The sequence below is a fragment of the Flavobacterium aestivum genome, from assembly GCF_026870175.2.
Lineage (GTDB): Bacteria > Bacteroidota > Bacteroidia > Flavobacteriales > Flavobacteriaceae > Flavobacterium > Flavobacterium aestivum.
Map to the genome: position 1 here is coordinate 290,583 of NZ_CP113977.2, position 24,070 is coordinate 314,652.

The 24,070-nt window shown below is 32.3% G+C and carries 18 protein-coding genes; 11 read left to right on the plus strand and 7 right to left on the minus strand.

The features are described 5' to 3' along the window. Positions 1 to 48 precede the first annotated feature (48 nt). Positions 49 to 693, plus strand: coding sequence for a hypothetical protein (locus OZP08_RS01380; RefSeq protein WP_281322808.1), 645 nt, complete (start codon positions 49 to 51; stop codon positions 691 to 693). 19 nt (positions 694 to 712) lie between these two features. On the opposite strand, the gene OZP08_RS01385 is transcribed toward OZP08_RS01380, so the two are convergent. Continuing rightward, positions 713 to 1,594: a cupin-like domain-containing protein gene (locus OZP08_RS01385; protein ID WP_281322809.1), complete on the minus strand. Its 882-nt coding sequence runs from the start codon at positions 1,592 to 1,594 to the stop codon at positions 713 to 715. 99 nt (positions 1,595 to 1,693) lie between these two features. Then, positions 1,694 to 2,944 carry an ABC transporter permease gene (locus OZP08_RS01390; protein ID WP_281322810.1) on the minus strand — a complete coding sequence of 417 codons (1,251 nt, stop codon included), beginning with the start codon at positions 2,942 to 2,944 and terminating at the stop codon, positions 1,694 to 1,696. Positions 2,945 to 3,107: 163 nt separating this feature from the next. Here OZP08_RS01390 and purH point away from each other — a divergent pair, with 163 nt between their 5' ends. Genes purH through rodA form a run of 6 tightly spaced genes read left to right on the plus strand, consistent with a single transcriptional unit; the run spans position 3,108 to position 10,282 of the window. Continuing rightward, positions 3,108 to 4,634 carry a bifunctional phosphoribosylaminoimidazolecarboxamide formyltransferase/IMP cyclohydrolase gene (gene purH / locus OZP08_RS01395; protein ID WP_281322811.1) on the plus strand — a complete coding sequence of 509 codons (1,527 nt, stop codon included), beginning with the start codon at positions 3,108 to 3,110 and terminating at the stop codon, positions 4,632 to 4,634. Between the two features lie 54 nt (positions 4,635 to 4,688). Further along, entirely contained in the window at positions 4,689 to 5,717 is a 1,029-nt protein-coding gene (locus tag OZP08_RS01400; RefSeq protein ID WP_268847984.1) for a rod shape-determining protein, read from the plus strand. A gap of 53 nt (positions 5,718 to 5,770) precedes the next feature. Then, entirely contained in the window at positions 5,771 to 6,601 is an 831-nt protein-coding gene (mreC, locus tag OZP08_RS01405) for a rod shape-determining protein MreC (RefSeq protein ID WP_281322812.1), read from the plus strand. Next, complete coding sequence (locus OZP08_RS01410) at positions 6,594 to 7,100, plus strand: rod shape-determining protein MreD (RefSeq protein ID WP_281322813.1); 507 nt, start codon at positions 6,594 to 6,596, stop codon at positions 7,098 to 7,100. Before mreC ends, OZP08_RS01410 begins: the two co-directional genes overlap by 8 nt. Beyond that, positions 7,097 to 9,034: a penicillin-binding protein 2 gene (mrdA, locus tag OZP08_RS01415; protein WP_281322814.1), complete on the plus strand. Its 1,938-nt coding sequence runs from the start codon at positions 7,097 to 7,099 to the stop codon at positions 9,032 to 9,034. Before OZP08_RS01410 ends, mrdA begins: the two co-directional genes overlap by 4 nt. A 12-nt stretch (positions 9,035 to 9,046) precedes the next feature. Further along, positions 9,047 to 10,282 carry a rod shape-determining protein RodA gene (gene rodA, locus OZP08_RS01420; RefSeq protein ID WP_281322815.1) on the plus strand — a complete coding sequence of 412 codons (1,236 nt, stop codon included), beginning with the start codon at positions 9,047 to 9,049 and terminating at the stop codon, positions 10,280 to 10,282. 324 nt (positions 10,283 to 10,606) lie between these two features. On the opposite strand, the gene OZP08_RS01425 is transcribed toward rodA, so the two are convergent. After that, positions 10,607 to 12,787: a carboxy terminal-processing peptidase gene (locus OZP08_RS01425; RefSeq protein WP_281322816.1), complete on the minus strand. Its 2,181-nt coding sequence runs from the start codon at positions 12,785 to 12,787 to the stop codon at positions 10,607 to 10,609. 322 nt (positions 12,788 to 13,109) lie between these two features. Beyond that, on the minus strand, positions 13,110 to 15,287 hold the full coding sequence (locus OZP08_RS01430) for a carboxy terminal-processing peptidase (RefSeq protein ID WP_281322817.1): 2,178 nt from the start codon (positions 15,285 to 15,287) through the stop codon (positions 13,110 to 13,112). A 210-nt stretch (positions 15,288 to 15,497) separates the two neighbouring features. Here OZP08_RS01430 and surE point away from each other — a divergent pair, with 210 nt between their 5' ends. The 4 genes from surE (at position 15,498) to OZP08_RS01450 (ending at position 19,994) form a co-directional block, all read left to right on the plus strand. Beyond that, on the plus strand, positions 15,498 to 16,277 hold the full coding sequence (surE, locus tag OZP08_RS01435; protein ID WP_268847987.1) for a 5'/3'-nucleotidase SurE: 780 nt from the start codon (positions 15,498 to 15,500) through the stop codon (positions 16,275 to 16,277). Further along, positions 16,270 to 16,542: a hypothetical protein gene (locus OZP08_RS01440; protein ID WP_268847988.1), complete on the plus strand. Its 273-nt coding sequence runs from the start codon at positions 16,270 to 16,272 to the stop codon at positions 16,540 to 16,542. Before surE ends, OZP08_RS01440 begins: the two co-directional genes overlap by 8 nt. Before the next feature lie 89 nt (positions 16,543 to 16,631). Next, positions 16,632 to 17,744: a lipid-A-disaccharide synthase gene (gene lpxB, locus OZP08_RS01445; RefSeq protein ID WP_281322818.1), complete on the plus strand. Its 1,113-nt coding sequence runs from the start codon at positions 16,632 to 16,634 to the stop codon at positions 17,742 to 17,744. 213 nt (positions 17,745 to 17,957) lie between these two features. Further along, a complete protein-coding gene (locus tag OZP08_RS01450; RefSeq protein ID WP_281322819.1) occupies positions 17,958 to 19,994 on the plus strand; it encodes a ComEC/Rec2 family competence protein in 2,037 nt (678 codons plus the stop codon). A gap of 10 nt (positions 19,995 to 20,004) precedes the next feature. On the opposite strand, the gene OZP08_RS01455 is transcribed toward OZP08_RS01450, so the two are convergent. The 3 genes from OZP08_RS01455 to OZP08_RS01465 form a co-directional block, all read right to left on the minus strand. Further along, entirely contained in the window at positions 20,005 to 20,514 is a 510-nt protein-coding gene (locus OZP08_RS01455) for a thioredoxin family protein (protein ID WP_281322820.1), read from the minus strand. Positions 20,515 to 20,634: 120 nt separating this feature from the next. Further along, the gene (locus OZP08_RS01460; protein ID WP_281322821.1) at positions 20,635 to 22,119 is read right to left on the minus strand and encodes a peptide MFS transporter; all 1,485 of its coding nucleotides are present in this window, start codon (positions 22,117 to 22,119) and stop codon (positions 20,635 to 20,637) included. Between the two features lie 44 nt (positions 22,120 to 22,163). Continuing rightward, a complete protein-coding gene (locus tag OZP08_RS01465; protein WP_281322822.1) occupies positions 22,164 to 23,915 on the minus strand; it encodes a peptide MFS transporter in 1,752 nt (583 codons plus the stop codon). Positions 23,916 to 24,070 lie beyond the last annotated feature (155 nt).

Sequence of the window (24,070 nt, forward strand, 5' to 3'; positions counted from 1 at the left end):
AAATTGCTTCTTGGGATTTTTTTATATCTTTATTTTAAATCTTATTGTATGGGAAGAATTTTTATTGGTTTTGTGATTTGTTTACTTTTTTTCAATTGCAAAAAGAAAGAAAATGAGATTGTGGCAAAAAACGAGCCTTATGTTATTTCATATGAAAATGAGAAACTTCAAAAGTATTATGATTCATTAAATAAAAATACAGAGAGAAAAGTTCTTCCTCCATCAACAAAAGGATTTTTCTATGGTGAAAGTCAGCTTATTGTTGATAAAAGAGGTTTTTTTTATTTTTATCAGAGAGAGTATATTCCAATCTTCTGTAGTTATCGTAGAGAGAAAGATTCACTTCCTTTTTTTCAAGATTTAAAGCCTAAAGATATTGTTATAATTCCACAAATGGATTTATATGATTTCATTTCTGAGAACATTTTAAAAAAAGAGAAAGGAAGGCAAATTTTAATAATTGCCTCACAAAGTGATACTATTAAAAATGAACTTTTTTTAAATTTTTTGAAAAGAACTACTATTCAATCCTATTACATTAGAAGAACAACCCAAGAAGAAGATACTGTTTTAAAATACAAGAAAAATTGCGAGTATTACGATTTTAAAGATATTAAATGGGACAAAGCAAAAATAAAATTTCCTGAGTATGTAAAACTTACAAAAAAACTGATAACAAAGAATCCCGATTGAATCGGGATTTTGTTTAATATTATTTTGGTTTCCCATTTTTAAGTTCTTTTTCTGCGATTTTAAATGTCAATTTCTCACGCCATTTTGCATAACGCTCTTTAAAAATCACTTTTATGGCACTATCTACCGCACCGTGCATAAACAAACTCCAAACACTCGCCATTTTCCTGGTTATTGATCTATCCCATGCACGAAGTGTCAAAGAGAAAGAGCCATCTATATAACGCATCCAATGCCACATTCCAGTTGGCATAAATAAAGTATCTCCATGCTCTAAGAAAACTTCATATCCTTCTACTCCTTTTAAAGCTGGGAATTTCTCAAAATCAGGATTAGTAACATCATAATCTTCTAAGGCATAAGTGGTGTTAGGAATACAATAAAGTCTTTTTTTCCACTTATAATCAAACAATATTATGTGTTTTCTTCCTCCAAAATGGGTATGAAAAAGATGTGGTAAATCTATATCATAATGTAAAAAAGTAATAGCCTTTGAGCCACCAAAAAACATAGCTGGCATACTTTCGATAAATCCTCCCATTAAATCTTTAGGAACTTTTATATCATTAACCAAATCTGGCCTATGTTTAAACAGATTAAAGAAAAAGATCCGTAAGTCAGTTGGCTCTCTTTTTATTAAGTCAAGATACTCACCAAATTTCATACTAGCAATAGAGGAATTGATCACTTTGGCTGGATCAGCTTTGGAATTATCGACTAATTTAACTTCAATATCTCCTGCAATTTGTTTGAAATAATCGGTAGACCATTTTTCTCTGGCCGGCCAATCTTTAGTTAATCCTTTTATGATTAATGGCTTTTTTTTATCCAAATAGTTTTTCTTGAAATCTTCTCTAGTAATAGACTCAACGGTATCAACTGGTTTAAAAATAAAGCTCATTTATCTGTTGTTTAACTTATTATCTTGCAATTTTACACTCAAAAATACCGAATTATTTATAGCCTTCAAAATTTACAATTAAAAACACTAACAAGCTTATCACATTCCAGTTCTAATCGCTTCTACTGGATCCAGTTTTGATGCTGAAATTGCTGGGAGAATTCCCGAAATAAGACCAATAACAGCCGCTAAACCAGTTCCCAAAAGAATATTTCCAAATCCCAAAACAAATTCAAAGTCCAAAGCCTTAGTCAGAATTAAAGCGATTATCCAAACCATAAATAATCCAATTATACCTCCCAAAACAGAAAGTATCACGGCCTCGAACAAAAACTGAAACAATATAAAACGGTTTTTGGCACCTAATGACTTTTGTATACCAATTAAATTTGTACGCTCTTTAACAGAAACAAACATAATATTAGCAATTCCAAAACCACCAACAAGCAATGAAAATCCGCTTATAATCCAACCTACAATATTCATTTTTTGAATGATCTCATCAATGATATTTAGAAAACCAGCAAACACATTAATAAAGAAATTATCTATTTCTCCAGCCTTCAATCCTCTAAAATTTCGTAGTTTTTGAGATATTTCGCTTTTATATTCTTCCATATCCACTCCTTTCTCTGGTTTAAATATGATCACATTAGTTAGGTTAGGATTATTATCCCCATACAACCTACGAACAAAATTAACCGGAATAAAAACAGATGAATCATCACTGTCACCAAACATGCTGGATCCTTGCTTTTTTAAAACCCCAATAACCGTAAAGCGCTGCCCGTACAATCTAACATTTTTTCCAATAGGCTCTGAGTCATTAAATAGTGATTTTGCAATTTCGTTCCCCAAAACAATAACTGAAGATCCGGAATTAGCTTCAGACTCATTATAAAACCTCCCCTTTTCAAACTCTAATCCCTGAATATCAATAAACTCATGTGAAACTGGCACGATATTTATATCACTAACTGTATTAGAGCCGTATTTTATAGATTCCCGTTTAGTAAAAATTTGATAACCCAATTGATCGGTATGAGTCATTGCTCCTTTCAAATAAACATACTCTGTGTATTTAACATTAGGAAATTGTTCTCTTTTCCATTGTGGTATATCCGAAGGACCAAAAGAGAATTTTAATAAATAAATTGTATTTTTATCTAAACTACTCAAATCTTTGGAAATTTTTCTATCCAAAGAGTCTACAGCTGCGAGTACTGCTATTATAGAAAATATTCCAATCGTAACACCCAATAAAGAAAGTAATGTTCTTAATTTATTACTTCGCAATGCATTCATTGCAAAACCAAAACTCTCTTTTAATAATCGCAGATAAACTAACATCTCTTCTTAATTTGTGTATTGTAAATTTCAAAATTATTATTGCAATAACCTAAAAAAATTACTTTTAACGATTGGTATGCTATTTTAAGACATTGTTACAACTTTTTATTGAATTATATTATCAAAAAAAACTATTTTTGCACTTTATAATTATAACTACCCGATGAATACAACAAAAACAATCAAATCCGCATTAATTTCTGTCTTTTCAAAAGAAGGTCTTGAACCAATTGTAAGAAAACTACATGAGCAAAATGTAATTTTTTATTCTACTGGAGGTACTGAAGAATTCATTAAAAATTTAGGAATTCCTGTAATCCCTGTTGAAGATGTAACTTCTTACCCTTCTATCTTAGGTGGTAGAGTAAAAACCTTACACCCAAAGGTTTTTGGAGGAATCTTAAACCGTCAGGACAATGAAAGTGATGTGCAGCAAATGCAGGAATACAACATTCCGCAACTTGATTTGGTAATTGTTGATTTATATCCTTTTGAAAAAACAGTTGCTTCGGGAGCTAGTGAAGAAGATATTATAGAAAAAATAGATATTGGTGGTATTTCATTGATCCGTGCAGCCGCAAAAAACTTTAAAGATACCGTAATCGTTCCGTCTATGGATCAATATGGCATATTTTTGGACATGATTACTACCCAAAATGGAGCTACCACTCTTGCTGACAGAAAATTATTGGCTACCAAAGCTTTTCATGTTTCTTCGCATTATGATGGAGCAATCTTTAATTATTTCAACACAGACGAAACAATTTATAAAACCAGTATAGAAAACGGACAAGTATTGAGATATGGAGAAAATCCTCATCAAAAAGGATTTTTCTTTGGAGATTTTGATGCGATGTTCACCAAAGTTCACGGTAAAGAATTATCATACAACAACTTATTAGATGTAGATGCTGCTGTAAACTTAATCCACGAATTTAAGACTGACGGACCAACATTTGCAATTTTAAAACATAACAACGCTTGTGGATTAGCAACAAGAAAAACTATTTGCGAAGCATACAATGTTGCATTGGCTTGTGACCCTACCTCTGCTTTTGGAGGCGTATTGATTGCAAATGCAACAATTGACATTGCTACTGCCAACGAAATAAACAAACTATTCTGCGAAGTGGTTATCGCTCCATCTTATGATGCCGAAGCAATTGCTATTTTACAAGAAAAGAAAAATAGAATTATATTGATTCAAAACGAAGTGGAATTGCCTCAAAAACAGGTAAGAACTTGTTTGAATGGATTATTGATCCAAGAAAGAAACAACATTACTGATACTAAAGCAGACCTAAAAACCGTTACAACAAAAGCACCAACAGAGCAAGAAATTGACGATTTGATTTTTGCATCTAAAGTATGTAAGAATACTAAATCAAACACAATTGTTTTTGCTAAAAATGGAACTTTAATTTCTTCTGGAACTGGACAAACATCAAGAGTAGATGCCTTGATGCAAGCTGTTGAGAAAGCAAAATCTTTTGGTTTTAGCCTAGAAGGAGCTTCTATGGCGAGTGATGCATTTTTCCCTTTTCCGGATTGTGTGCAACTTGCAAAAGAAGCCGGAGTAACAGCTGTAATTCAACCAGGAGGATCAATCAAAGACGAATTAAGCATTAATTATTGCAACGAAAACAATCTTGCAATGGTATTTACAGGAACACGTCATTTTAAACATTAATTTGTTTAACTTTGTGCGTAATTTATTTATAACTTTTTAACCCTTAAGAGGAATATGGGATTTTTTGATTTCATGACTGAGGATATCGCGATAGACCTTGGTACAGCAAACACTTTAATCATTCACAATGACAAAGTCGTAATTGACAGTCCATCTATAGTTGCGCGTGATAGAATATCAGGCAAAATTATTGCAGTTGGTAAAGAAGCCAATATGATGCAAGGGAAGACACATGAAAACATAAAAACAATAAGACCTTTGAAAGATGGTGTAATTGCAGATTTTGATGCTTCAGAAAAAATGATCAGTATGTTTATTAAAAGCATACCTGCATTGAAAAAAAGAATGTTTACACCTGCCCTTCGAATGGTTGTTTGTATTCCTTCTGGAATTACCGAGGTGGAGATGAGAGCGGTTAAAGAATCTTGTGAAAGAGTTAATGGTAAAGAAGTTTATTTGATTCATGAGCCTATGGCAGCTGCTATCGGTATTGGTATCGATATTATGCAACCAAAAGGAAACATGATTGTTGATATCGGTGGAGGAACTACAGAAATTGCCGTAATCGCTTTAGGTGGTATCGTTTGTGACAAATCCGTTAAAATTGCGGGTGATGTATTTACAAATGACATCGTTTATTATATGCGTACACAACACAACCTTTTTGTTGGAGAAAGTACTGCAGAGAAAATAAAAATACAAATTGGTGCTGCAATCGAAGATTTAGAGACACCTCCAGAAGATATGTCTGTTCAAGGAAGAGACTTACTAACTGGTAAACCTAAACAAGTTGAAGTATCTTATAGAGAAATTGCCAAAGCATTAGATAAATCTATACAAAGAATTGAAGATGCTGTAATGGAAACATTATCTCAAACTCCTCCTGAGTTAGCTGCTGATATTTACAACACTGGTATTTACTTAGCTGGTGGGGGATCTATGTTAAGAGGTCTTGACAAAAGAATTTCCCAAAAAACAGATTTACCGGTTTACATCGCAGAAGATCCTTTAAGAGCTGTAGTTCGAGGAACCGGAATGGCACTTAAAAATATTTCAAAATTTAAAAATATCTTAATTAAATAGAACCTAGTTCACCTTAGAGTTTTAGTTATATAACATCAATTATACCATAAAAAATGCAGCAAATATTTTCATTTATTCTAAAAAACAGTAATAGATTACTGTTTTTGCTGCTTTTGGGTATTTCGTTATCTCTTACTATACAATCCCATTCTTTTCATAGGAGTAAAGTCATCAGTTCTGCCAATTTTCTAAGTGGTGGTGTATATGAAAGAATCAATTCTATAGAAGAATATCTTCATTTAAAAGAACAAAATGATGAATTGGCTCGCGAAAATGCCAACTTGAAGAGTTTATTGTTTAAGACTCAGGATACTGCCAAGGCTCCTAATTTAGACAGCTTAAAAGGTGTTCTGCCAAAAGATATTGTTGTCTGCAAAGTGATTCATAACTCATACAATCTACATGAGAATTTTTTAACATTGAATGCTGGTGCAAAATCTGGTGTTAAACCTGACATGGGAGTTATTAATAGTTTAGGAATAGTTGGTATAACCGATAATGTATCTGCTAATTATTCTACTGTTATTAGTATCTTAAATATTAAATCTCAAATAAACGCCAAAATTAAACATTCGAATCATTTTGGGACCTTGAATTGGGATGGAAAAAATGCAGGTTTTGTGCAATTGATTGACGTACCGAGATTAGCTTCTATTAAAAAAGGAGATACAATCGTAACAGGTGGCCAATCAGTAATTTTCCCTGAAAACATTGGTATAGGAACAATTGACAAAATATTTATTCCAGGTGATAAAACCCATTATTATACTATTAATGTAAAATTATTTAATGATATGACTAATTTGGGTCATGTTTATATTATTAAGACTGAAAACAGCGAAGAGATTAGAAATTTAGAAAATCAAGAGAAAAAAGATGAATAGCACGGTATTAGTGAACATTTTTCGTTTTGTGCTTTTATTAGCTTTACAAATTCTAGTTTTTAATAATATGAATTTTGGAGGTTATGTAACTGCATTTCCTTATATCCTTTTCATCATTCTTTACCCTGTAAACGGGAATAAATACGGGCTTTTACTATCCAGTTTTTTTCTTGGAATAATAATGGATTTATTTTGTAATTCTGGTGGTGTTCATGCTACAGCATGTGTTCTACTAGCTTACTTCAGACCAGTCTTTTTTAAATTTTCTTTTGGTTTAAGCTATGAATATCAGACTATAAGGCTAAATGATGTTTTAACACCTGAACGATTTACTTTTATTTTATTAGCAGTAATAACACATAATACAATCTTGTTCTTATTAGAATCTTTTCAGATAAGCTTTATTCTAGACGTTTTACTTAGAACTTTATTAAGCACCATTTTCACCATTATCACTTGCGTAATATTAATTTATCTTATAAAGCCAAATAAACGATGAGAAAAGTCTTGCTACCAACTTTAATTATTATTGGTGCATCTTTGTTAATCATACGTATTTTTTACCTGCAGATTATTGATGATTCTTTTAAATTGAAATCAGAAAATAATGCAATTAAAATAAAATATGATTATCCGGAGAGAGGTTATATTTATGATAGAAATGGAGTGTTGTTGGTTGCAAATCAACCCTCTTACGATATAATGGTAATCCCAAGAGAGTTGAATAATACAGATACTCTTGAGTTTTGTAAATTGTTGAATATTACCAAGGATGATTTTATCAAAAGAATAGAAAAAGCAAAAGTATACAGCCCTAGATTACCTTCGGTATTTTTGGCTCAATTAAATAAAACTGAATTTGCTGCTTTTCAAGAAAAAATCAGAAAATTTGAAGGCTTTTATTTTCAAAAGCGTTCCTTACGTGATTATGAAGTAAATTTCGGAGCTAATATTTTTGGATCTATTAATCAGGTTAATGAGAAGCAAATTGAAAAAAACCATTATTATAAAAGCGGCGATTTAATTGGTGTACAAGGGGTTGAGGAAAGCTACGAAGAAATTCTTCGTGGAATAAAAGGAGTTAAATACTTTCAGAAAGATAAATTCAATCGAGAAATAGGTTCCTACAAAGAAGGAAAATACGATACTATTCCCGTACAAGGTGAAGATATTAACCTGACTATTGATTCCGAAATTCAAAAATATGGTGAACAATTAATGGTAAACAAAAGAGGAGGTATAGTTGCTATCGAACCTAAAACGGGAGAAATTTTGGCGCTTGTTACCGCTCCTTCCTATGATCCAGGAATTTTGGTGGGAAGACAGCGATCTAAAAATTACACAAAACTATATCATGATTCTATTGCAAAACCACTTTATGATAGAGGACTGCTAGCAGAATACCCTCCTGGTTCTCCTTTTAAAATTATGACAGGCTTAGTCGGATTACAAGAGGGAGTTGTAGATGAAGAGACCACTTTTGTTTGTCATCACGGTTTTTATTACGCTCCTGGACGATTTCAAAGATGCCATTGCGGTGGTGGAGTGCAAAATCTACATGTTGGGATTTATAAATCGTGTAATGCCTATTTCTCTAATGTATATCTAAGAACAATTGGGAAATATAAAAGTACTCCTTATTCAGTCGATGTTTGGAGTAATCATGTTAGAAGTTTTGGATTAGGTGAATTTATGGGGTATGATTTGCCAACAGGAAGAAGAGGGAAGATCCCGACTTCCAAAACCTATAAAAGAATGTATCCTGGATGGGGTTATAGTGGAAAAACAATTATATCCAATGCCATCGGTCAGGGGGAAGTATTGGCGACTCCAATCCAATTGGCAAACATGATGGCAACTGTTGCAAATCATGGGTATTACTATACCCCTCACATCATTAAAAAAATCAAAGGCGAGAAAATCGATTCTAAGTTTACAACTAAACATGTTACAACTATTGACGAAAAATATTTTCCTCCTATGATAAGCGGATTGTTTGATGTTTACAACAGAGGAACTGCTTACGGTTTGCGCGTGGAAGGAATCGATATTTGCGGAAAAACGGGTACTGCCGAGAATTTTGCCAAAATTGGTGGTAAAAGAGTTCAGCTGAAAGACCATTCCATTTTTGTTGCTTTTGCCCCTAAAGATAATCCCAAAATAGCTATTGCTGTTTTGGTTGAAAACGGAGGATTTGGAGCTACCATTGCCGGCCCTATTGCCAGTTTAATGATTGAAAAATATTTGAGAAAAAAAATTACCAGAACCGATTTGGAGACCAGAGTACTGAATACAAGCCTTCAAAGCCGTTATGCAATACTAGGAGGGCTTTCGGATGAAGTAAAAAGACAATTGTTCGTTCAGGACTCTATTAAGAACAGTAAGTTAATAGAAGCGCAAAAAAGGGATTCAATTAAGACCAAAAAACAATAGATTCATAATCAAATGAAAAATCAAAGTTTATCAAGCAATATTGATTGGATATGTATCATTATCTATATAGCACTTGTGTTTTTAGGTTGGTTAAATATTTATTCTTCTTCATTGTCTTCTATTGAAGGGACATATGAAAAGCAGGGTATTTTTATTGCTTTATCTGTTCCTTTGATTTTTGTTCTTTTATATATCGATGGCAAATTTTATGAAAAATATGCCAGTATCATATTTGTCATTTCTTTACTGTCCTTGTTAGGTTTATTTGCTTTTGGTAAAACAATTGCGGGGCAACGTTGTTGGTATGGATTTGGCAGTTTTACTTTACAGCCTTCTGAATTTGCAAAAGCAGCAACATCTTTGGCACTGGCTAAATACCTGAGTGATACTCAGATAAATCTTAAAGAAGTAAATCGTCAGGTTCAGGCATTGGCCATTGTCTTTTTACCGGTTATGCTCATCTTACCGCAGCCAGATCCTGGAAGTGCTTTAATCTACAGTATTTTTATAATAGTATTATTTCGTGAAGGACTACCTTCTTGGTATGTTTGGACTGGATTTATTACTATTTTACTTTTTATGTTAACACTAATTTTTGAGCCACAGTATGTTATTCTAATGGCTTTAATAGTGTTAATTTTAATTCATTACAAATCTAGACTGGGTGATCGAAATATTGTGTTAAGCGGTATTCTTTTTGCGGTAATATCAGGTTTTGTTTTATCTGTGAATTATGTTTTCACTCATGTCTTTAAACAACACCACCGTGACCGTTTTAACATCTTGCTCGGAAAATCCGTTGATATGAAAGGGATTGGATATAATACCAATCAATCCGAAATCGCAATTGGATCAGGAGGATGGTTTGGTAAAGGATTTCTTGAAGGAACGCAAACAAAAGGTGGCTTTGTACCGGAACAACATACTGATTATATTTTTACTACGGTTGGAGAAGAATGGGGTTTTGTGGGTTCATTAGTTGTTATTGCATTATTTACAGGTTTATTTCTTCGTATAATTTACCTTGCTGAAAGACAAAAAACAAAATTCAGTAGGGTCTATGGATATTGTGTTGCAGGAATATTATTTATACATTTTTTTGTAAACATTGCTATGGTAATTGGGATCTTCCCAACAATTGGAGTACCTCTACCATTCTTTTCATACGGAGGTTCTGGTCTTTGGGGATTCACCATTTTGTTATTTATTTTCATCAAAATGGATGCCAATAAAGTAAATGAATGGTAACAGCAGGTTAAGTAAAAATACTTTCTCTATATACTCTTATCTAAATTTATTTTAATTATCATTCCTTCGTGGGTAAAAACTATCATTCCCATGGGAACTATAATTAGTACATATCTAATTCTCCTAACTACGTAATAAGAGCAATCCATTTTCTTACCTTGACTATATTCAGCAGAAGAGCTTTATCTAGCGCTAACTATTCTGATCTTACTTTTAATTCCCCTCTAAGCGAAATAAATACATCTTTATACAACAAAAAAGTGTTTCAGATTACTGAAACACTTTTCTATTTTTATAATTATTTGATTGTTCAAAAAAAAATTGTTATGATTTAACCAATTTTCTTTTTTTCATTTCGTTAGCTAAGCTATTCTTTGCCATTGATTTTACTTGCAAATCATCCAAAACATTCAATGCTTCTTCAACATAGATATCTTTAGACAAACTTTCGTGCCATCTTTCTCTCTTTTCCTTTAGAATAGTATCTTTTGCCATACCTTCGAGTTCATACGGCAATGAATTAAATTTCAAATTGTTCTTGTAATCTGCAATTGGTTTATATTTTTTAGCTATACTATCAATTTTGTTTTGCGCCAAAATAAATTTATCCTTATTCAAGCTATAGGTATTTTCATTGCTTCTACTGTCAACCCACTTCGCTTTTTCTTCAATTAACTGAAATTGAATGTTTTTTTCAATTCTCTTTTTACTATTGATAATTACTTGATCGAATTTCTCATTATCTTTCCAAACTGCATAAGGAGCTGGATCTATTTTATCCCATGGCATTGCATGCTCTTCATCACGCTCTCCCATTTTTAAATAAGCATAACTATCTGGCATAACTACATCACTACTCACTCCATTAAGTTGAGTAGAGCCTCCATTTATTCTATAAAATTTTTGAATAGTTGTTTTTAAAGCCCCTAAATCACCTGCTGCACTATTCTTACCATATGGATTCAAATCAATTACTCTTTGAACAGTTCCTTTTCCATACGTTTGTTTACTACCAATGATGATACCTCTTTTATAGTCCTGAATTGCAGCGGCCAAAATCTCTGAAGCTGATGCTGAAAACTCATTTACCATTATAACCAAAGGTCCATCCCACTCGATTTTTTTATCAGTATCATATAAAATTTCTTTTTTCTTGCTTGCTGATTTAACCTGTACAATTGGCCCTTGTTCTATAAACAATCCCGCAATATCAACAACTGTTGACAATGATCCTCCACCATCATCGCGAACATCCAATACAATTCCTTTTACTCCTGCTTTTTTCAATCTGTCAACTTCTAGAGCAACATCTTTACCTGCATCTCTTCCATCCTTGTTTCCGAAATCCAGATAAAATTTAGGCAAATAAATAACTCCATATTTCAAGCCATTCTTTTCAACGACACTAGATTTCACATACGTTTCTTCTATCTCTACAACATCTCTAATGATTGAAATAACTTGTATAGTCCCATCTGTTTTTTTAACAGTAAGGCGAACTTCAGAACCTTTAGGGCCTTTTATTTTTTTTACAACATCCGCCAAGCGCATTCCTATCACATCTACAGCAATACCATTTGATTGAGCTACTTTCAATAATAAATCACCTTTTTCCAATTGCTTTCCTCTCCAAGCTGGCCCTCCGGAAATAAGTTCTATAATTTCGATATAATCATTTTTCTTTTGCAATTGAGCACCAATACCTTCAAACTTACCACTCATACTTGTATCAAATCGCTCTTTGTCATCTGGCGCAAAGTAAGAAGTATGTGGATCAAATTGAGACATAATAGAATTGATGTACAATGTAAACCAATCGTCTCTTTTTAATTCATCCATAAGTCCAAAAAACTCATTTAATGATTTTAAAGAACTCTCTCTAGTCTCTTTTTCCAGAACATCTTCTGATTTTACAATGTATTTTGGATCTTTTCTTTTTTTATCTTCTTCTAACTTTTGTTTATCAGTCAAAGAAGATAGGGTAGATAATTTTATTTTTTTTCTCCATTTTTCCTTCAATTCCGTAGTGTTTTTAGCATATGGAGCTTTTTCGTAATCTACATTGAAATCTTCTTCAATTTTATAATCAAAAGGTTTGCTTAAAATATCTTTGAATATCTTTTTACTTTCTTCCATACGAAGCATCAAACGATCGTAGGTAAGATTAAAAAATGTCAAATCCTTATTATTTAATTGATCATCCAACTCCAATTCGAATTTAGAGAACTCATTAATATCTGACTGCAAGAAAAAACGTTTGGAAGGATCCAAAGCTGCTATATAATCTTTATAAATTCCTTTAGAAAAATTATCATCAATTTTTGCTGGATTATAATGCCCTTTTTCTATTATAAATGTCAATAATTCCAGAAGTATTTTATCTTTCTCTGGATCTATTGATTTGTTTGTATTAATACTAAAGGCAGATAAGGTAACCGAGAGGCATACCATAGTTATTATTCTTTTATAATTTCTTCCCATAAGTATATATTTATTATTCTTCATCAGTCTCTAAAATTTAGTCTCATAGCAATCTCAGAAAGCTAAAAATTTTAACCAGTCTATGTGTCTCTAAATTACATAAAAATCAATATCGAATCTGTCTACTTTTAGATAATATTTTTTCAAAGATATAAACTTAGTTTAAGAAAACTCAAACTAATCAATTTTCTCAAGACAGTTTGTTTCATATTCTAAATTAGCAACTTAAAAAGCATATTTTAACTTGAATATCCTTAAATTTTCCTCGATGCTTATTCTTAATAAAATAAAAAAAGCGCTTCAATATATTTGAAGCGCTTTTTATTATTTGAAATCATAAAACTCATTATGATTTAACTAATTTACCTTTTTTAATTTCATTAGGCATATTATTTTTAACAATTGGCTTCATTTGTAAATCATCCAGAACGTTCAATGCTTCTTCAACATAGATATCTTTAGACAAACTTTCATGCCATCTTTCTCTCTTTTCTTTTAGCGCAGCATCTTTTGTCATAACTTCCAATTCATATGGCAATGATGTAAATTTCAAATTGTTCTTATAATCAGCAATTGGCCTATACTTTTTAGCTATATTCTCTACTTGGCTTTGTGCCAAAATAAATTTATCCAGATTTAAGCTATAAGTATTTTCATTGCTTCTACTGTCAATCCATTTTGCATTTTCTTCAATCAACTGAAATTGAATATTTTTTTCAATTCTCTTTTTACTATTGATGATTGCCTGATCAAATTTCCCATTATCTTTCCAAACTGTATAAGGCGCTGGATCTATTTTATCCCATGGCATTGCATTCTCTTCATCACGCTCTCCCATTTTTAAATAAGCATATCTATCTGGCATAACTACATCACTACTCACTCCTTCACGTTGAGTAGATCCTCCATTTATTCTATAAAATTTTTGAGTCGTTGTTTTTAATGCCCCCAGATCGCCAACAGTACTATTACGCGTAAACTGATTCAAATCAATTACATTTTGTACAGTCCCTTTTCCATAAGTTTGCTTACTACCAATGATGATACCCCTTTTATAATCCTGGATAGCTGCAGCCAAAATCTCTGAAGCCGATGCTGAAAACTCATTTACCATTATTACTAATGGCCCATCCCACTCGATTTTTTTATCAGTATCATATAAGATTTCTTTTTTCTTACCTGCTGATTTAATTTGTACGATAGGCCCTTGTTCTATGAACAATCCCGCAATATCAACTACAGTAGATAATGATCCCCCTCCATCATCACGAACATCCAATACAATTCCTTTTACTCCAGCTTTTTTCAATCTATCAACTTCTAGAGCAATATCTTTACCTGCATCTCTTCCATCTTTATTTTCAAAATCGATATAGAATTTAGGCAAATAAATAACTCCGTATTTTAGACCATTCTTATCAACAACACTAGATTTGGCATATGTCTCTTCGATTTCTACAATATCTCTAATGATTGAAATAACCTGAATTGTACCATCAACTTTTTTAACGGTAAGACGAACTTCAGAACCTTTTGGTCCTTTTATCTTTTTAACGACATCGTCTAAACGCATCCCAACAACGTCAACTGGAACTCCATTACCTTGAGCAACTTTCATTACTAAATCTCCAGCCTCCAATTGTTTTCCTCTCCAAGCTGGACCTCCAGATATAAGTTCAGAAATTTCAGTATAATCATTTTTCTTTTGCAAACGAGCTCCAATACCTTCTAGTTTTCCGCTCATACTTACATCAAAACGTTCTTTTTCTTCTGGTGCAAAATAAGAAGTATGAGGGTCGAAACGAGACATAATAGAATTGATGTACAATGTAAACCAATCGTCTCTTTTCAATTCATTCATAAATCCAAAAGATTCATTTAATGAATTCAATGAACTCTCTCTTGTCTCTTTCTCAAGATCCTGATTAGACTTCATAACATATTTTGGATCTTTCTGCTTTTTATCTTCTTCTATTTTTTGTTTATCAGTATAAGAAGAAAGTGTAGATAACTTTATTTGTTTTCTCCATTTTTCTTTAAGCTCAGTGGTGTTTTTAGAATATGGAGCTTTATCATAATCAACATTAAAGTCCTCATCTACCGTATAATCAAAAGGTTGACTCAAAATATCTTTGAATATTTTTTTACTTTCTTCCATACGAAGCATCAAACGGTCGTAAGTAAGATTAAAAAATGTCAAATCTTTATTGATTAACTGATCATCAATTTCTGTTTCAAATTTTGAAAACTCATTGATATCCGACTGCAAGAAAAAACGCTTGGAAGGATCCAAAGCGGCGATATAATCTTTATAAACTCCCTTAGAAAAATTATCATCAATCGCAGCTGGATTATAATGCCCTTTTTCTATTACAAAAGTCAACAGTTCCAAAAGTATTTTATCTCTATCTGGATCTATATCTCTTTTTTTATTAATAGTAAATGCAAATAGTGTCGCAGAAAGGCACACCAATGCTATGAGTATTTTATAATTCTTCTTCATAAATCTAATAATAGGATTCATCAATTTTTTTATCTAAATTACGTTAAAAACTATGCCAACCCGCTAGATTGCTACATAATTTTTTGTTAAAGATACAAAATAGAATTTTTAATAAGAATAAACCCCTTTTAAAAAATATATTTTATTTGTTCGCAATATAAGATTTTGTGTTATTACATTTGTTTCGAAACTCAAATTTTTTCAACGATACATTTTTTCAAAACAATACGAATGGAAACTGAAAGGCCTTTAATACTAATAACAAATGATGATGGAGTTTCTGCTCCCGGAATAAGAACTCTAATCGCTGTTATGCATGAAATAGGAGACGTTATTGTTGTAGCTCCAGACAAACCTCAAAGTGCCATGGGACATGCTATCACTATTAACAACACACTTCATCTCAATAAAATATCTAAAGACACTGATTCTATCACTGAATATAGCTGTTCCGGAACACCGGTAGATTGTGTAAAAATAGCCGTTAATGAAATCCTTAAGAGAAAACCTGATCTTTGTGTATCTGGTATCAACCATGGTTCTAATTCCTCTATAAACGTTATTTATTCCGGAACCATGAGTGCTGCTGTAGAAGCTGGAATAGAAGGAATTCCTGCTATTGGATTCTCGTTATTGGATTATGATTGGGATGCCGATTTTGAACAAATTAAATCATCTGTTAAGAATATCACGCTACAGGTTTTAAACAACAAATTACCTGAAGGAGTAATCTTGAATGTGAATTTCCCTAAATTAAAAGAGAAAGAAATTAAAGGCATTAAAATTTGTCGTCAAGCAAACGCGCTTTGGATGGAAAAATTTGACAAGCGAAAAACTCCTCAAGGCAAAGATTATTATTGGCTAACCGGCGAATTTGTAAACCAAGACAACGGAGAAGACACAGACGAATGGGCTCTCGCCAATGGGTATATTTCTGTAGTACCTGTACAATTTGACTTAACAGCTCATCATGCAATACAAAACCTTAATAAATGGAAATGGAATGAATAAAATAGACTTACTTATAGGATTTGTGATTGGAATATTGGCCTCTATATTAGGCATGTTCCTCTATATCACGTTTGCAGTTCATTCTGATTTTATAGCCGGAATACAATTGATGAAAAGCGAAGGTCATCTAGGAAAAATAGTAACACTAGGTTCTATACTTGATTTAATAGCTTTTGGCATATTGCTAAAAATGAACAAAGAACTCATGGCAAGAGGTATCGTTTTGTCTGTTATCATACTGACCATTATCACTTTGTTTATTTAAAATAGAATAAATACTATATTTGTATTTGTTGGTATAAAAACTAAATCAGCTCCCATTGAGTTGTTTTTACAACTTTTAATTCAAAAAAAATGAAATATTACATTATTGCAGGAGAAGCTTCAGGAGATTTACATGGATCTAATTTAATGAAAGCACTCTATGAAGAAGATCCAAATGCTGACATACGCTTTTGGGGTGGAGATTTGATGCAAAATGTAGGTGGTACTCTAGTAAAACACTATCGTGAATTGGCTTTTATGGGATTCGTCGAAGTTCTTTTCAACTTAAAAACCATTCTGAATAATATTAAAATATGCAAAAATGATATAGTCCAATTCAATCCGGATGTTATCATTTACATTGATTATCCAGGCTTTAACATGCGAATTGCAAAATGGGCCAAACAAACCGGATATAAAAATCATTATTATATTTCTCCTCAAATCTGGGCTTGGAAAGAAAACCGAATCACTGCCATAAAACATGATATTGATAAAATGTACGTGATTTTGCCATTCGAAAAGGATTTCTACGAAGTCAAACATCAATTTCCAGTTTCATTTGTAGGTCATCCATTAATTGATGCCATTCACAATCAATCAAGTATTGATATCAACGCTTTTAGAACAGAAAACCAATTATCCGAAAAACCAATCATTGCCATTTTGCCAGGAAGCCGCAAACAGGAAATTAGCAAAATGCTTTCGGTAATGCTAAGCGTGGTTAAGGATTTCCCTGATTACCAATTTGTAATTGCTGGAGCACCAAGCCAGGAATTTTCATTTTACAAACAATTTATCTCAAGCGATAACATAAAATTCATCTCCAATAAAACCTATTCTTTGTTGCGCAATTCGACAGCAGCATTGGTCACATCAGGTACGGCAACCTTAGAAACGGCACTTTTCAAAGTTCCCGAAGTGGTTTGCTACAAAGGCAGCTGGATTTCTTATCAGATAGCCAAGCGAATAATTACCTTAAAATACATCTCGCTGGTCAACTTAATCATGGACAGAGAAGTTGTAACTGAATTAATTCAAGATGATTGCTCCACCAAGCGTATTAAAGAGGAATTAACCAAAATTCTAGAACCTAATTATCGTAAAACTCTTTTGGCCAATTACGATCTACTGGAAGAAAAACTAGGCGGAATTGGTGCCAGTAAAAAAACTGCTCAATTAATAGTTGCAGCCATAAAGTAATTTAAACAGCATTTACTACGTCTATTCACTAAAACTAATGTGGGCGTAACCCCACAAAGTAAAGGGGCCAGCTTAGCAAACCGCTAAGTCGGCCCCTTTACTTTATGCGGTCAGGCTATCCGCGCTACTTCGGTAGCTTGCTTCTATCCTTTACGCAAAAACACAAACGAAAAAACAACCTTATTTCTTACAAAATATTTGTACTTTAGTTTTATGAAAGTACTACAATTCCCACTTACAAGAATTACTATTGCCTTTATTTTGGGCATATTACTTATTTATTTCCTAAATCCAATCCCATCGATTGTATTTACATTTTTATTTGTAGCAATTCTTATCGCCATCGGAGCATATTTTTGGACCAAAACAAATAATAAACACTCATTCTTTTTCGGAATAACGGTCAATCTCTTAGCATTCACCATAGGAGCAACAACCCAAATCATTCACACTGATTTGTATCAACAAAGCAATTACACGAACTACAAAAACATATTCGATAAAAACCACAACTTTACGGTTACTTTAAGGGAAAAATTAAAAAGCTCCAATTTTAACGAACGATATATTGCTCTAGTCAATACAATTGACCAAAAAAAATCTACAGGCAGAATATTGCTCAACATTCGTAAAGACAGCTTAAAAAAAGATTTTGAAATTGGTGATCGTTTAAAACTAAATGGAATACTCTATAAAAATACCTCTCCCAAAAACCCAAATCAATTTGATTATCAAAAATACTTAGAGAACAAGCAAATCTATGCTCAACTCTATATTGAACCAAATGAAATAAAAATAAGCGCCACAACTGAAAAGGATATTTGGTTTTATACCTCAAGTTTAAGAACCCGAATTATTCAGAATTTAAATAAAAGCAATTTTCATAAAGAGGAACTAAACGTAGCCATAGCCTTGATTTTGGGACAACAACAAGATATTTCCCCTGATATAATTCGGGATTATCAATATGCGGGTGCTGTTCATATTCTATCCGTTTCAGGATTACATATTGGCTTTATATTGCTGTTTGTAACTTTTATTCTAAAACCCCTTCCTAATTCTAAATACGGTTGTTTCCTTAAATTAATTATAACTCTGCTTGCATTATCGCTTTTTGGAGTACTTGCCGGTTTAGCACCATCGGTTCTACGCTCTGTCACTATGTTTTCTTTTGTGGCTATTGGGCAGTTTTTAAGAAGAAGTGTCAATATTTACCATACATTACTCGTTTCAATTTTACTAATTTTACTTTTCCAACCTTCTTTCTTATTTGATGTTGGGTTCCAATTGAGCTACATTGCCCTGTTTTTTATAATATGGCTGCAACCTCTATTAACGATGCTTTGGACACCAAAAAACAAAATCCTAAAATACATTTGGGATATACTAACGGTTTCTTTTGCAGCTCAAATCGGGACTTTACCTTTAAGCATTTATTATTTTCATCAATTCCCTGGGCTATTCTTTATTACGAACTTAATTGTAATTCCGCTACTGGGCATTATAATGAGTTTAGGCGTTTTAGTTATGCTTCTCGCAACGTTCAATTGGGTTCCTTTTTATCCTGCCAAAGCTTTAGAAATAAGTATCTACTATCTAGATAAAATAATAAATACAATCGCTACATTCGAATCATTCATTATCAAAGACATTCCTTTAAACACTTTGCTTTTAATAACCAGATATCTTGTATTGATAGCAATAATTATTTGGTTCAAAAAACCAAATTTCAAAAGCTTGATGGTTGTGTTAACAACAATTGCAGTACTTCAAATCTCAAGTATAAAAACAAAATGGGACATACAAAACCAAGAAGAATTAATTATATTGAATGCCAAAAGAAATACTTTACTACTAGAACGGAAAGGTTTCGATACCAATTTGTTTGCCAAGGACAGTATTCTAAAAACAAGTAAAACCAATACTCTCATTTCCTCCTATCTTACTGGAAACTTCAGTACTTTAAAAAATAAAAGACGCTTACAAAACACCATTTATTTTAAAGAAAATAAAATACTGATTCTTGATAGCTTTATGGTTTATCCTAAAAAGATACAACCTGATGTTTTACTGCTTACACAATCTACAAAAATCAATTTAGAGAGGTTATTACAAAGCATAAAACCAAAAATCATAATTGCAGACGGGTCGAATTATAAAACGATTCAAAACCGATGGAAACAAACTTGTGCACAACAAAAAATCCCTTTTCACTCAACAAGCGAAAAGGGATTTTATAAGATCAATTAAATACTTTGACTTATGCTTTTTTAGATTTTTTTGATTTTTTAGGTTCTTCCATCGAAACTGGTTTTTTTACAAAAGGATCTGCAACCGCTAACCAAGCAGCTGGTCCACCTGCAACATAGCCAGTACTCCCTAAACCTTCAAAATTTACCTTACCTTCTTTATTAACGGTTGCTTTTGCAAAATATACCGTTGGATAACCTTGTATACCAAAAGCTTGTTGCAACTCATTGTTTTGTTTTTTTATTTCATCCGATTGAGGAGCTCTTCTAGGATAATCCAGTTCAACTAAAACAACATTTTGGTTAGCCCATTTAGAAAATTCTGGTGTTTTAAGTACTTCATTTTGCAAACGAATACACCATCCGCACCAATCACTTCCTGTAAAGAACAACATCAATGGTTTCTTCTCTTTGTTCGAAACAGTGATTGCTTCTTTTACATTCGTATACCATTTTAATTCTTGAGCTTGGGAAACGCTTAACCCGATAAAGAAAAATGCAACTAAAATAATTTTTTTCATTTGTTTATTTTTTTAAGTGAAATAGAATGCGATAAAAGTTAGAAATCTTCCTTTTACTCTTAGTCCTCTACTGATTTCTTTTTTACAAATTTAAACAAAAATAATACCAAAATTTGTCGTCTATCTTACTTCTTGCATTAATTTTTTCATCAATGGAGTAATAAATATCAAAATTGCTCCAGCAACAAACGAATAAATTGCTAATTGATAATATCCTTCTGTATAGGATTGCAATTTTGAAACCAAAGTTGTTCCAGTATTTGACTTAGACATTTCAGCCCCTAATTTACCAGCTGCAAATTGTCCAAATGCAGTTGCTAAAAACCATAACCCCATCATCATTCCAAAAAGTCTTTTTGGTGATAACTTGGTAATAATAGACATTCCAATAGGTCCAAGGCAAAGCTCTCCTAAAGTTGTCACTAAATATGCAAAAGTAAATAAGTTAAGTGAAGTTATTCCTTTGGCATTTGCAAAAAATCTAGTATAATAAAAAATGTAAAATGATAACCCTAAAAATAAAAATCCGATACCAAATTTCACAATTGTATTTGGCTCAATTTTTTTCTTCGCTAACCACAACCATAGTAAACCAACCACTGGACTAAATATAATTACAAATAGAGAATTAGAACTATTGTTTACAACATTTGGATCCATGTGAAAAAACAACAAACTATTGTTTAAATTGTCTTTGGCAAAAAGTGAAAGTGATCCTCCGCTTTGCTCGAAAATAGCATTAAACACAAAATAGAAAAAGATAAAAACAAAAGCTGCAAGCAACTTTTTACGTAGTTTACTATCTTCTAATTTATAAACCTCAAAAGCAAAATACGACAAAGCAATTACTCCAATAGTATACATAAAATAATCTGTATAATCCGTGTTTTTTACCATTATAAAAATAAACGGCAAACTCAATAGAGAGCATAAATACACAGTAATCTCTCTCATTTTTCTTTTACCTGCAGGTAAGTTTAACAAAGGAGAATCTCCAATTGGACCAAGATGTTTTTTAGTGAATAAAAATGTTACTAATCCTATGGTCATTACAATTGCTGCAGAAAGGAAACACAACTGCCAAGAATAATATTTACCTAAATAAATACATAGAGCTCCTCCTAAAAAGCCACCAATATTTATCCCTGCATAGAACATTCCATATCCTGCATCACGCCTATGATCACCAGCATGATAAAGCTCTCCAACCATAGAAGAAATATTAGGTTTAAAGAAACCTGTCCCAATTATAGAAAATGCAATCCCATAATAAAACAATGTTTGAGGAGAGAAAGCGATCAGCAAATTCCCTAAAATCATAACGGTTCCCCCGAAAAATAAAGATTTTCTAAAACCTAAAATTTTATCTGCAAAAATACCCCCAATAAAAGTGAAAGCATAAACAAACGCCTGAATAGCTCCATATTGCAAATTAGCCGCATCATCTTTTAATAAAAGTTGGTCAACCATGAAAAAAGTTAGAACACCCCGCATACCATAAAAGCAAAAACGTTCCCACATTTCTACGATAAATAAATACCATAATTGCTTAGGGTATTTGCCCTCAAAGTTCTGAATTTTTTCAAGTGTTAGTTGATGTTCCATATATTCTATTTTATTTTAATTAGTTTTTATTAGTTTATTAAGTACTAGCGCACTCCATGCATTAATTTTTTAATTACTGGCTGGAATAACAATGAGATCAATCCCACTACAACAGCTACAATTGTCAACATCCAAAAGAAATAACTGATTCCCTTTTCGTCTGCAATTTTATCTATATTCTCCCCAAATTTAGCTGCTCCTTTCATACCAATTGCAAAGGCAAGATACCAAACTCCATACATCATGGCAATCATTCTAGCCGGTACCAATTTACTAACATAAGAAAGTCCTACTGGTGACACACATAACTCACCCATTGTATGAAATAAAAAGACCAATACCAACCAAATCATACTTACCGAAGCCGTTTTTGCTCCTGGAGCAATTCCTGCTGAACCATATGCAACACAAGCCATTCCTAATGCCAATAAGAGAAAGCCAATACAATATTTAGCATTTGCAGAAGGATTATATTTACTCTCCCACCATTTTGAAAACAATGGAGCCAAGCTTATAATAAATAAATTATTTAGTGTTGAAAACCATGAAGCCGGAACTTCTAAAGTTTCATCTTGAAATTGATTATACAACATCCAGATCCCGATTCCCCATACAAACAAAAAGCCAGCTGCTAAAATAATATTTGAAACTGCATACTGTTTAAAAGTTTGCTTAGATAACAAATAAAGTACCCAGCTAATAATCATTAACGGAACAATAGTAATTAAAGCATTGATGATTTTAAAAGCGATTCCTGCATTACCCACTAGAATTCTATTGGTGTAGTCTTTAGCAAAAATGGTTAATGTCCCAGGAGATTGTTCAAAAATTGTCCAAAAGAAAATAGTCAGAAATGCAAAAAATGTAACCGCTATTAATTTCTCCATGGTTATTTGTGAATACCTTGACAAGCGATATATCAACAATATTAAAAAGAGAATTAGAGCCAAAAGAATAACAAAGTTATTCCCTTCTAATCCAAAACAGCTAAAATCAAATAGATCTATAGCTCCATTTGTAATAACTTTTGCCGGTTCAAAAATAAGCCAAGATATACTTAACAAAACAACAATTCCAATTAATGCCAATTGCCATACCGGGAAAGGATTAAGTTTATCATTGTTCTCATCTACCTCTTTCAAAGTGACTTCTTTTTTAACTGGTTTTAAACCAATCTCTCCAAAAATATTTTGAGCCAACCAAAACTGTAGCATTCCAATAAACATAAAAATACCCGCTAAACCGAATCCCCAGCTCCATCCAACTTTTTCTCCTAAATAACCACATAGAAGTATTCCAAAAAATGATCCGGAATTAACTCCCATATAAAAGATAGTATATGCCCCATCTTTTTTTTCAGGTCTATCTTTGTACATTTCTGATATTATTGATGTCATGTTTGGCTTAAAAAAGCCATTCCCAAAAACCAATAACACAAGTCCTAGATATATAGAAAACTCTGTTTCTATCGCCATAGAAGCATGTCCCAAGGACATCAATAATGCCCCTACAACTACTGCCATTCTATAACCTATTTTCTTATCCGCAAAATACCCTCCCAACATGGTTGATAAATATACCAATCCTACATAAGATCCAAAAAGGGTCATTGCTTGTTCTCTAGACCAACCCCATCCACCATCTATCATAGATGACGTTAAAAACATTACCAAAAGCGCCCGCATTCCATAAAACGAAAAACGCTCCCACATTTCAGTAAAAAATAATACAAACAGTCCAGATGGATGACCTAGAACTGTACTCTTAAAAAATTGATCTGTTGAATTCTCTTTCATGCTTATTTTGTAATAAAAATCTTAACATAATTACTCATTGAAACTTCTAAAATACTTCTTTATTGTTTAGTTTAACAAGATAAATTCAACTTTTGAAAAACAAGATAATATAGTATCGCATACGGTTATAAAACCACTAAAATTGAAAAGTTTCA

Coding starts and splice junctions, on each gene's coding strand:
- OZP08_RS01380 (WP_281322808.1), top strand. CDS start 49: ATGGGAAGAATTTTTATTGGTTTTGTGATTTGTTTACTTTTTTTCAAT.
- OZP08_RS01385 (WP_281322809.1), bottom strand. CDS start 1,594: ATGAGCTTTATTTTTAAACCAGTTGATACCGTTGAGTCTATTACTAGA.
- OZP08_RS01390 (WP_281322810.1), bottom strand. CDS start 2,944: ATGTTAGTTTATCTGCGATTATTAAAAGAGAGTTTTGGTTTTGCAATG.
- purH (WP_281322811.1), top strand. CDS start 3,108: ATGAATACAACAAAAACAATCAAATCCGCATTAATTTCTGTCTTTTCA.
- OZP08_RS01400 (WP_268847984.1), top strand. CDS start 4,689: ATGGGATTTTTTGATTTCATGACTGAGGATATCGCGATAGACCTTGGT.
- mreC (WP_281322812.1), top strand. CDS start 5,771: ATGCAGCAAATATTTTCATTTATTCTAAAAAACAGTAATAGATTACTG.
- OZP08_RS01410 (WP_281322813.1), top strand. CDS start 6,594: ATGAATAGCACGGTATTAGTGAACATTTTTCGTTTTGTGCTTTTATTA.
- mrdA (WP_281322814.1), top strand. CDS start 7,097: ATGAGAAAAGTCTTGCTACCAACTTTAATTATTATTGGTGCATCTTTG.
- rodA (WP_281322815.1), top strand. CDS start 9,047: ATGAAAAATCAAAGTTTATCAAGCAATATTGATTGGATATGTATCATT.
- OZP08_RS01425 (WP_281322816.1), bottom strand. CDS start 12,787: ATGAAGAATAATAAATATATACTTATGGGAAGAAATTATAAAAGAATA.
- OZP08_RS01430 (WP_281322817.1), bottom strand. CDS start 15,287: ATGAATCCTATTATTAGATTTATGAAGAAGAATTATAAAATACTCATA.
- surE (WP_268847987.1), top strand. CDS start 15,498: ATGGAAACTGAAAGGCCTTTAATACTAATAACAAATGATGATGGAGTT.
- OZP08_RS01440 (WP_268847988.1), top strand. CDS start 16,270: ATGAATAAAATAGACTTACTTATAGGATTTGTGATTGGAATATTGGCC.
- lpxB (WP_281322818.1), top strand. CDS start 16,632: ATGAAATATTACATTATTGCAGGAGAAGCTTCAGGAGATTTACATGGA.
- OZP08_RS01450 (WP_281322819.1), top strand. CDS start 17,958: ATGAAAGTACTACAATTCCCACTTACAAGAATTACTATTGCCTTTATT.
- OZP08_RS01455 (WP_281322820.1), bottom strand. CDS start 20,514: ATGAAAAAAATTATTTTAGTTGCATTTTTCTTTATCGGGTTAAGCGTT.
- OZP08_RS01460 (WP_281322821.1), bottom strand. CDS start 22,119: ATGGAACATCAACTAACACTTGAAAAAATTCAGAACTTTGAGGGCAAA.
- OZP08_RS01465 (WP_281322822.1), bottom strand. CDS start 23,915: ATGAAAGAGAATTCAACAGATCAATTTTTTAAGAGTACAGTTCTAGGT.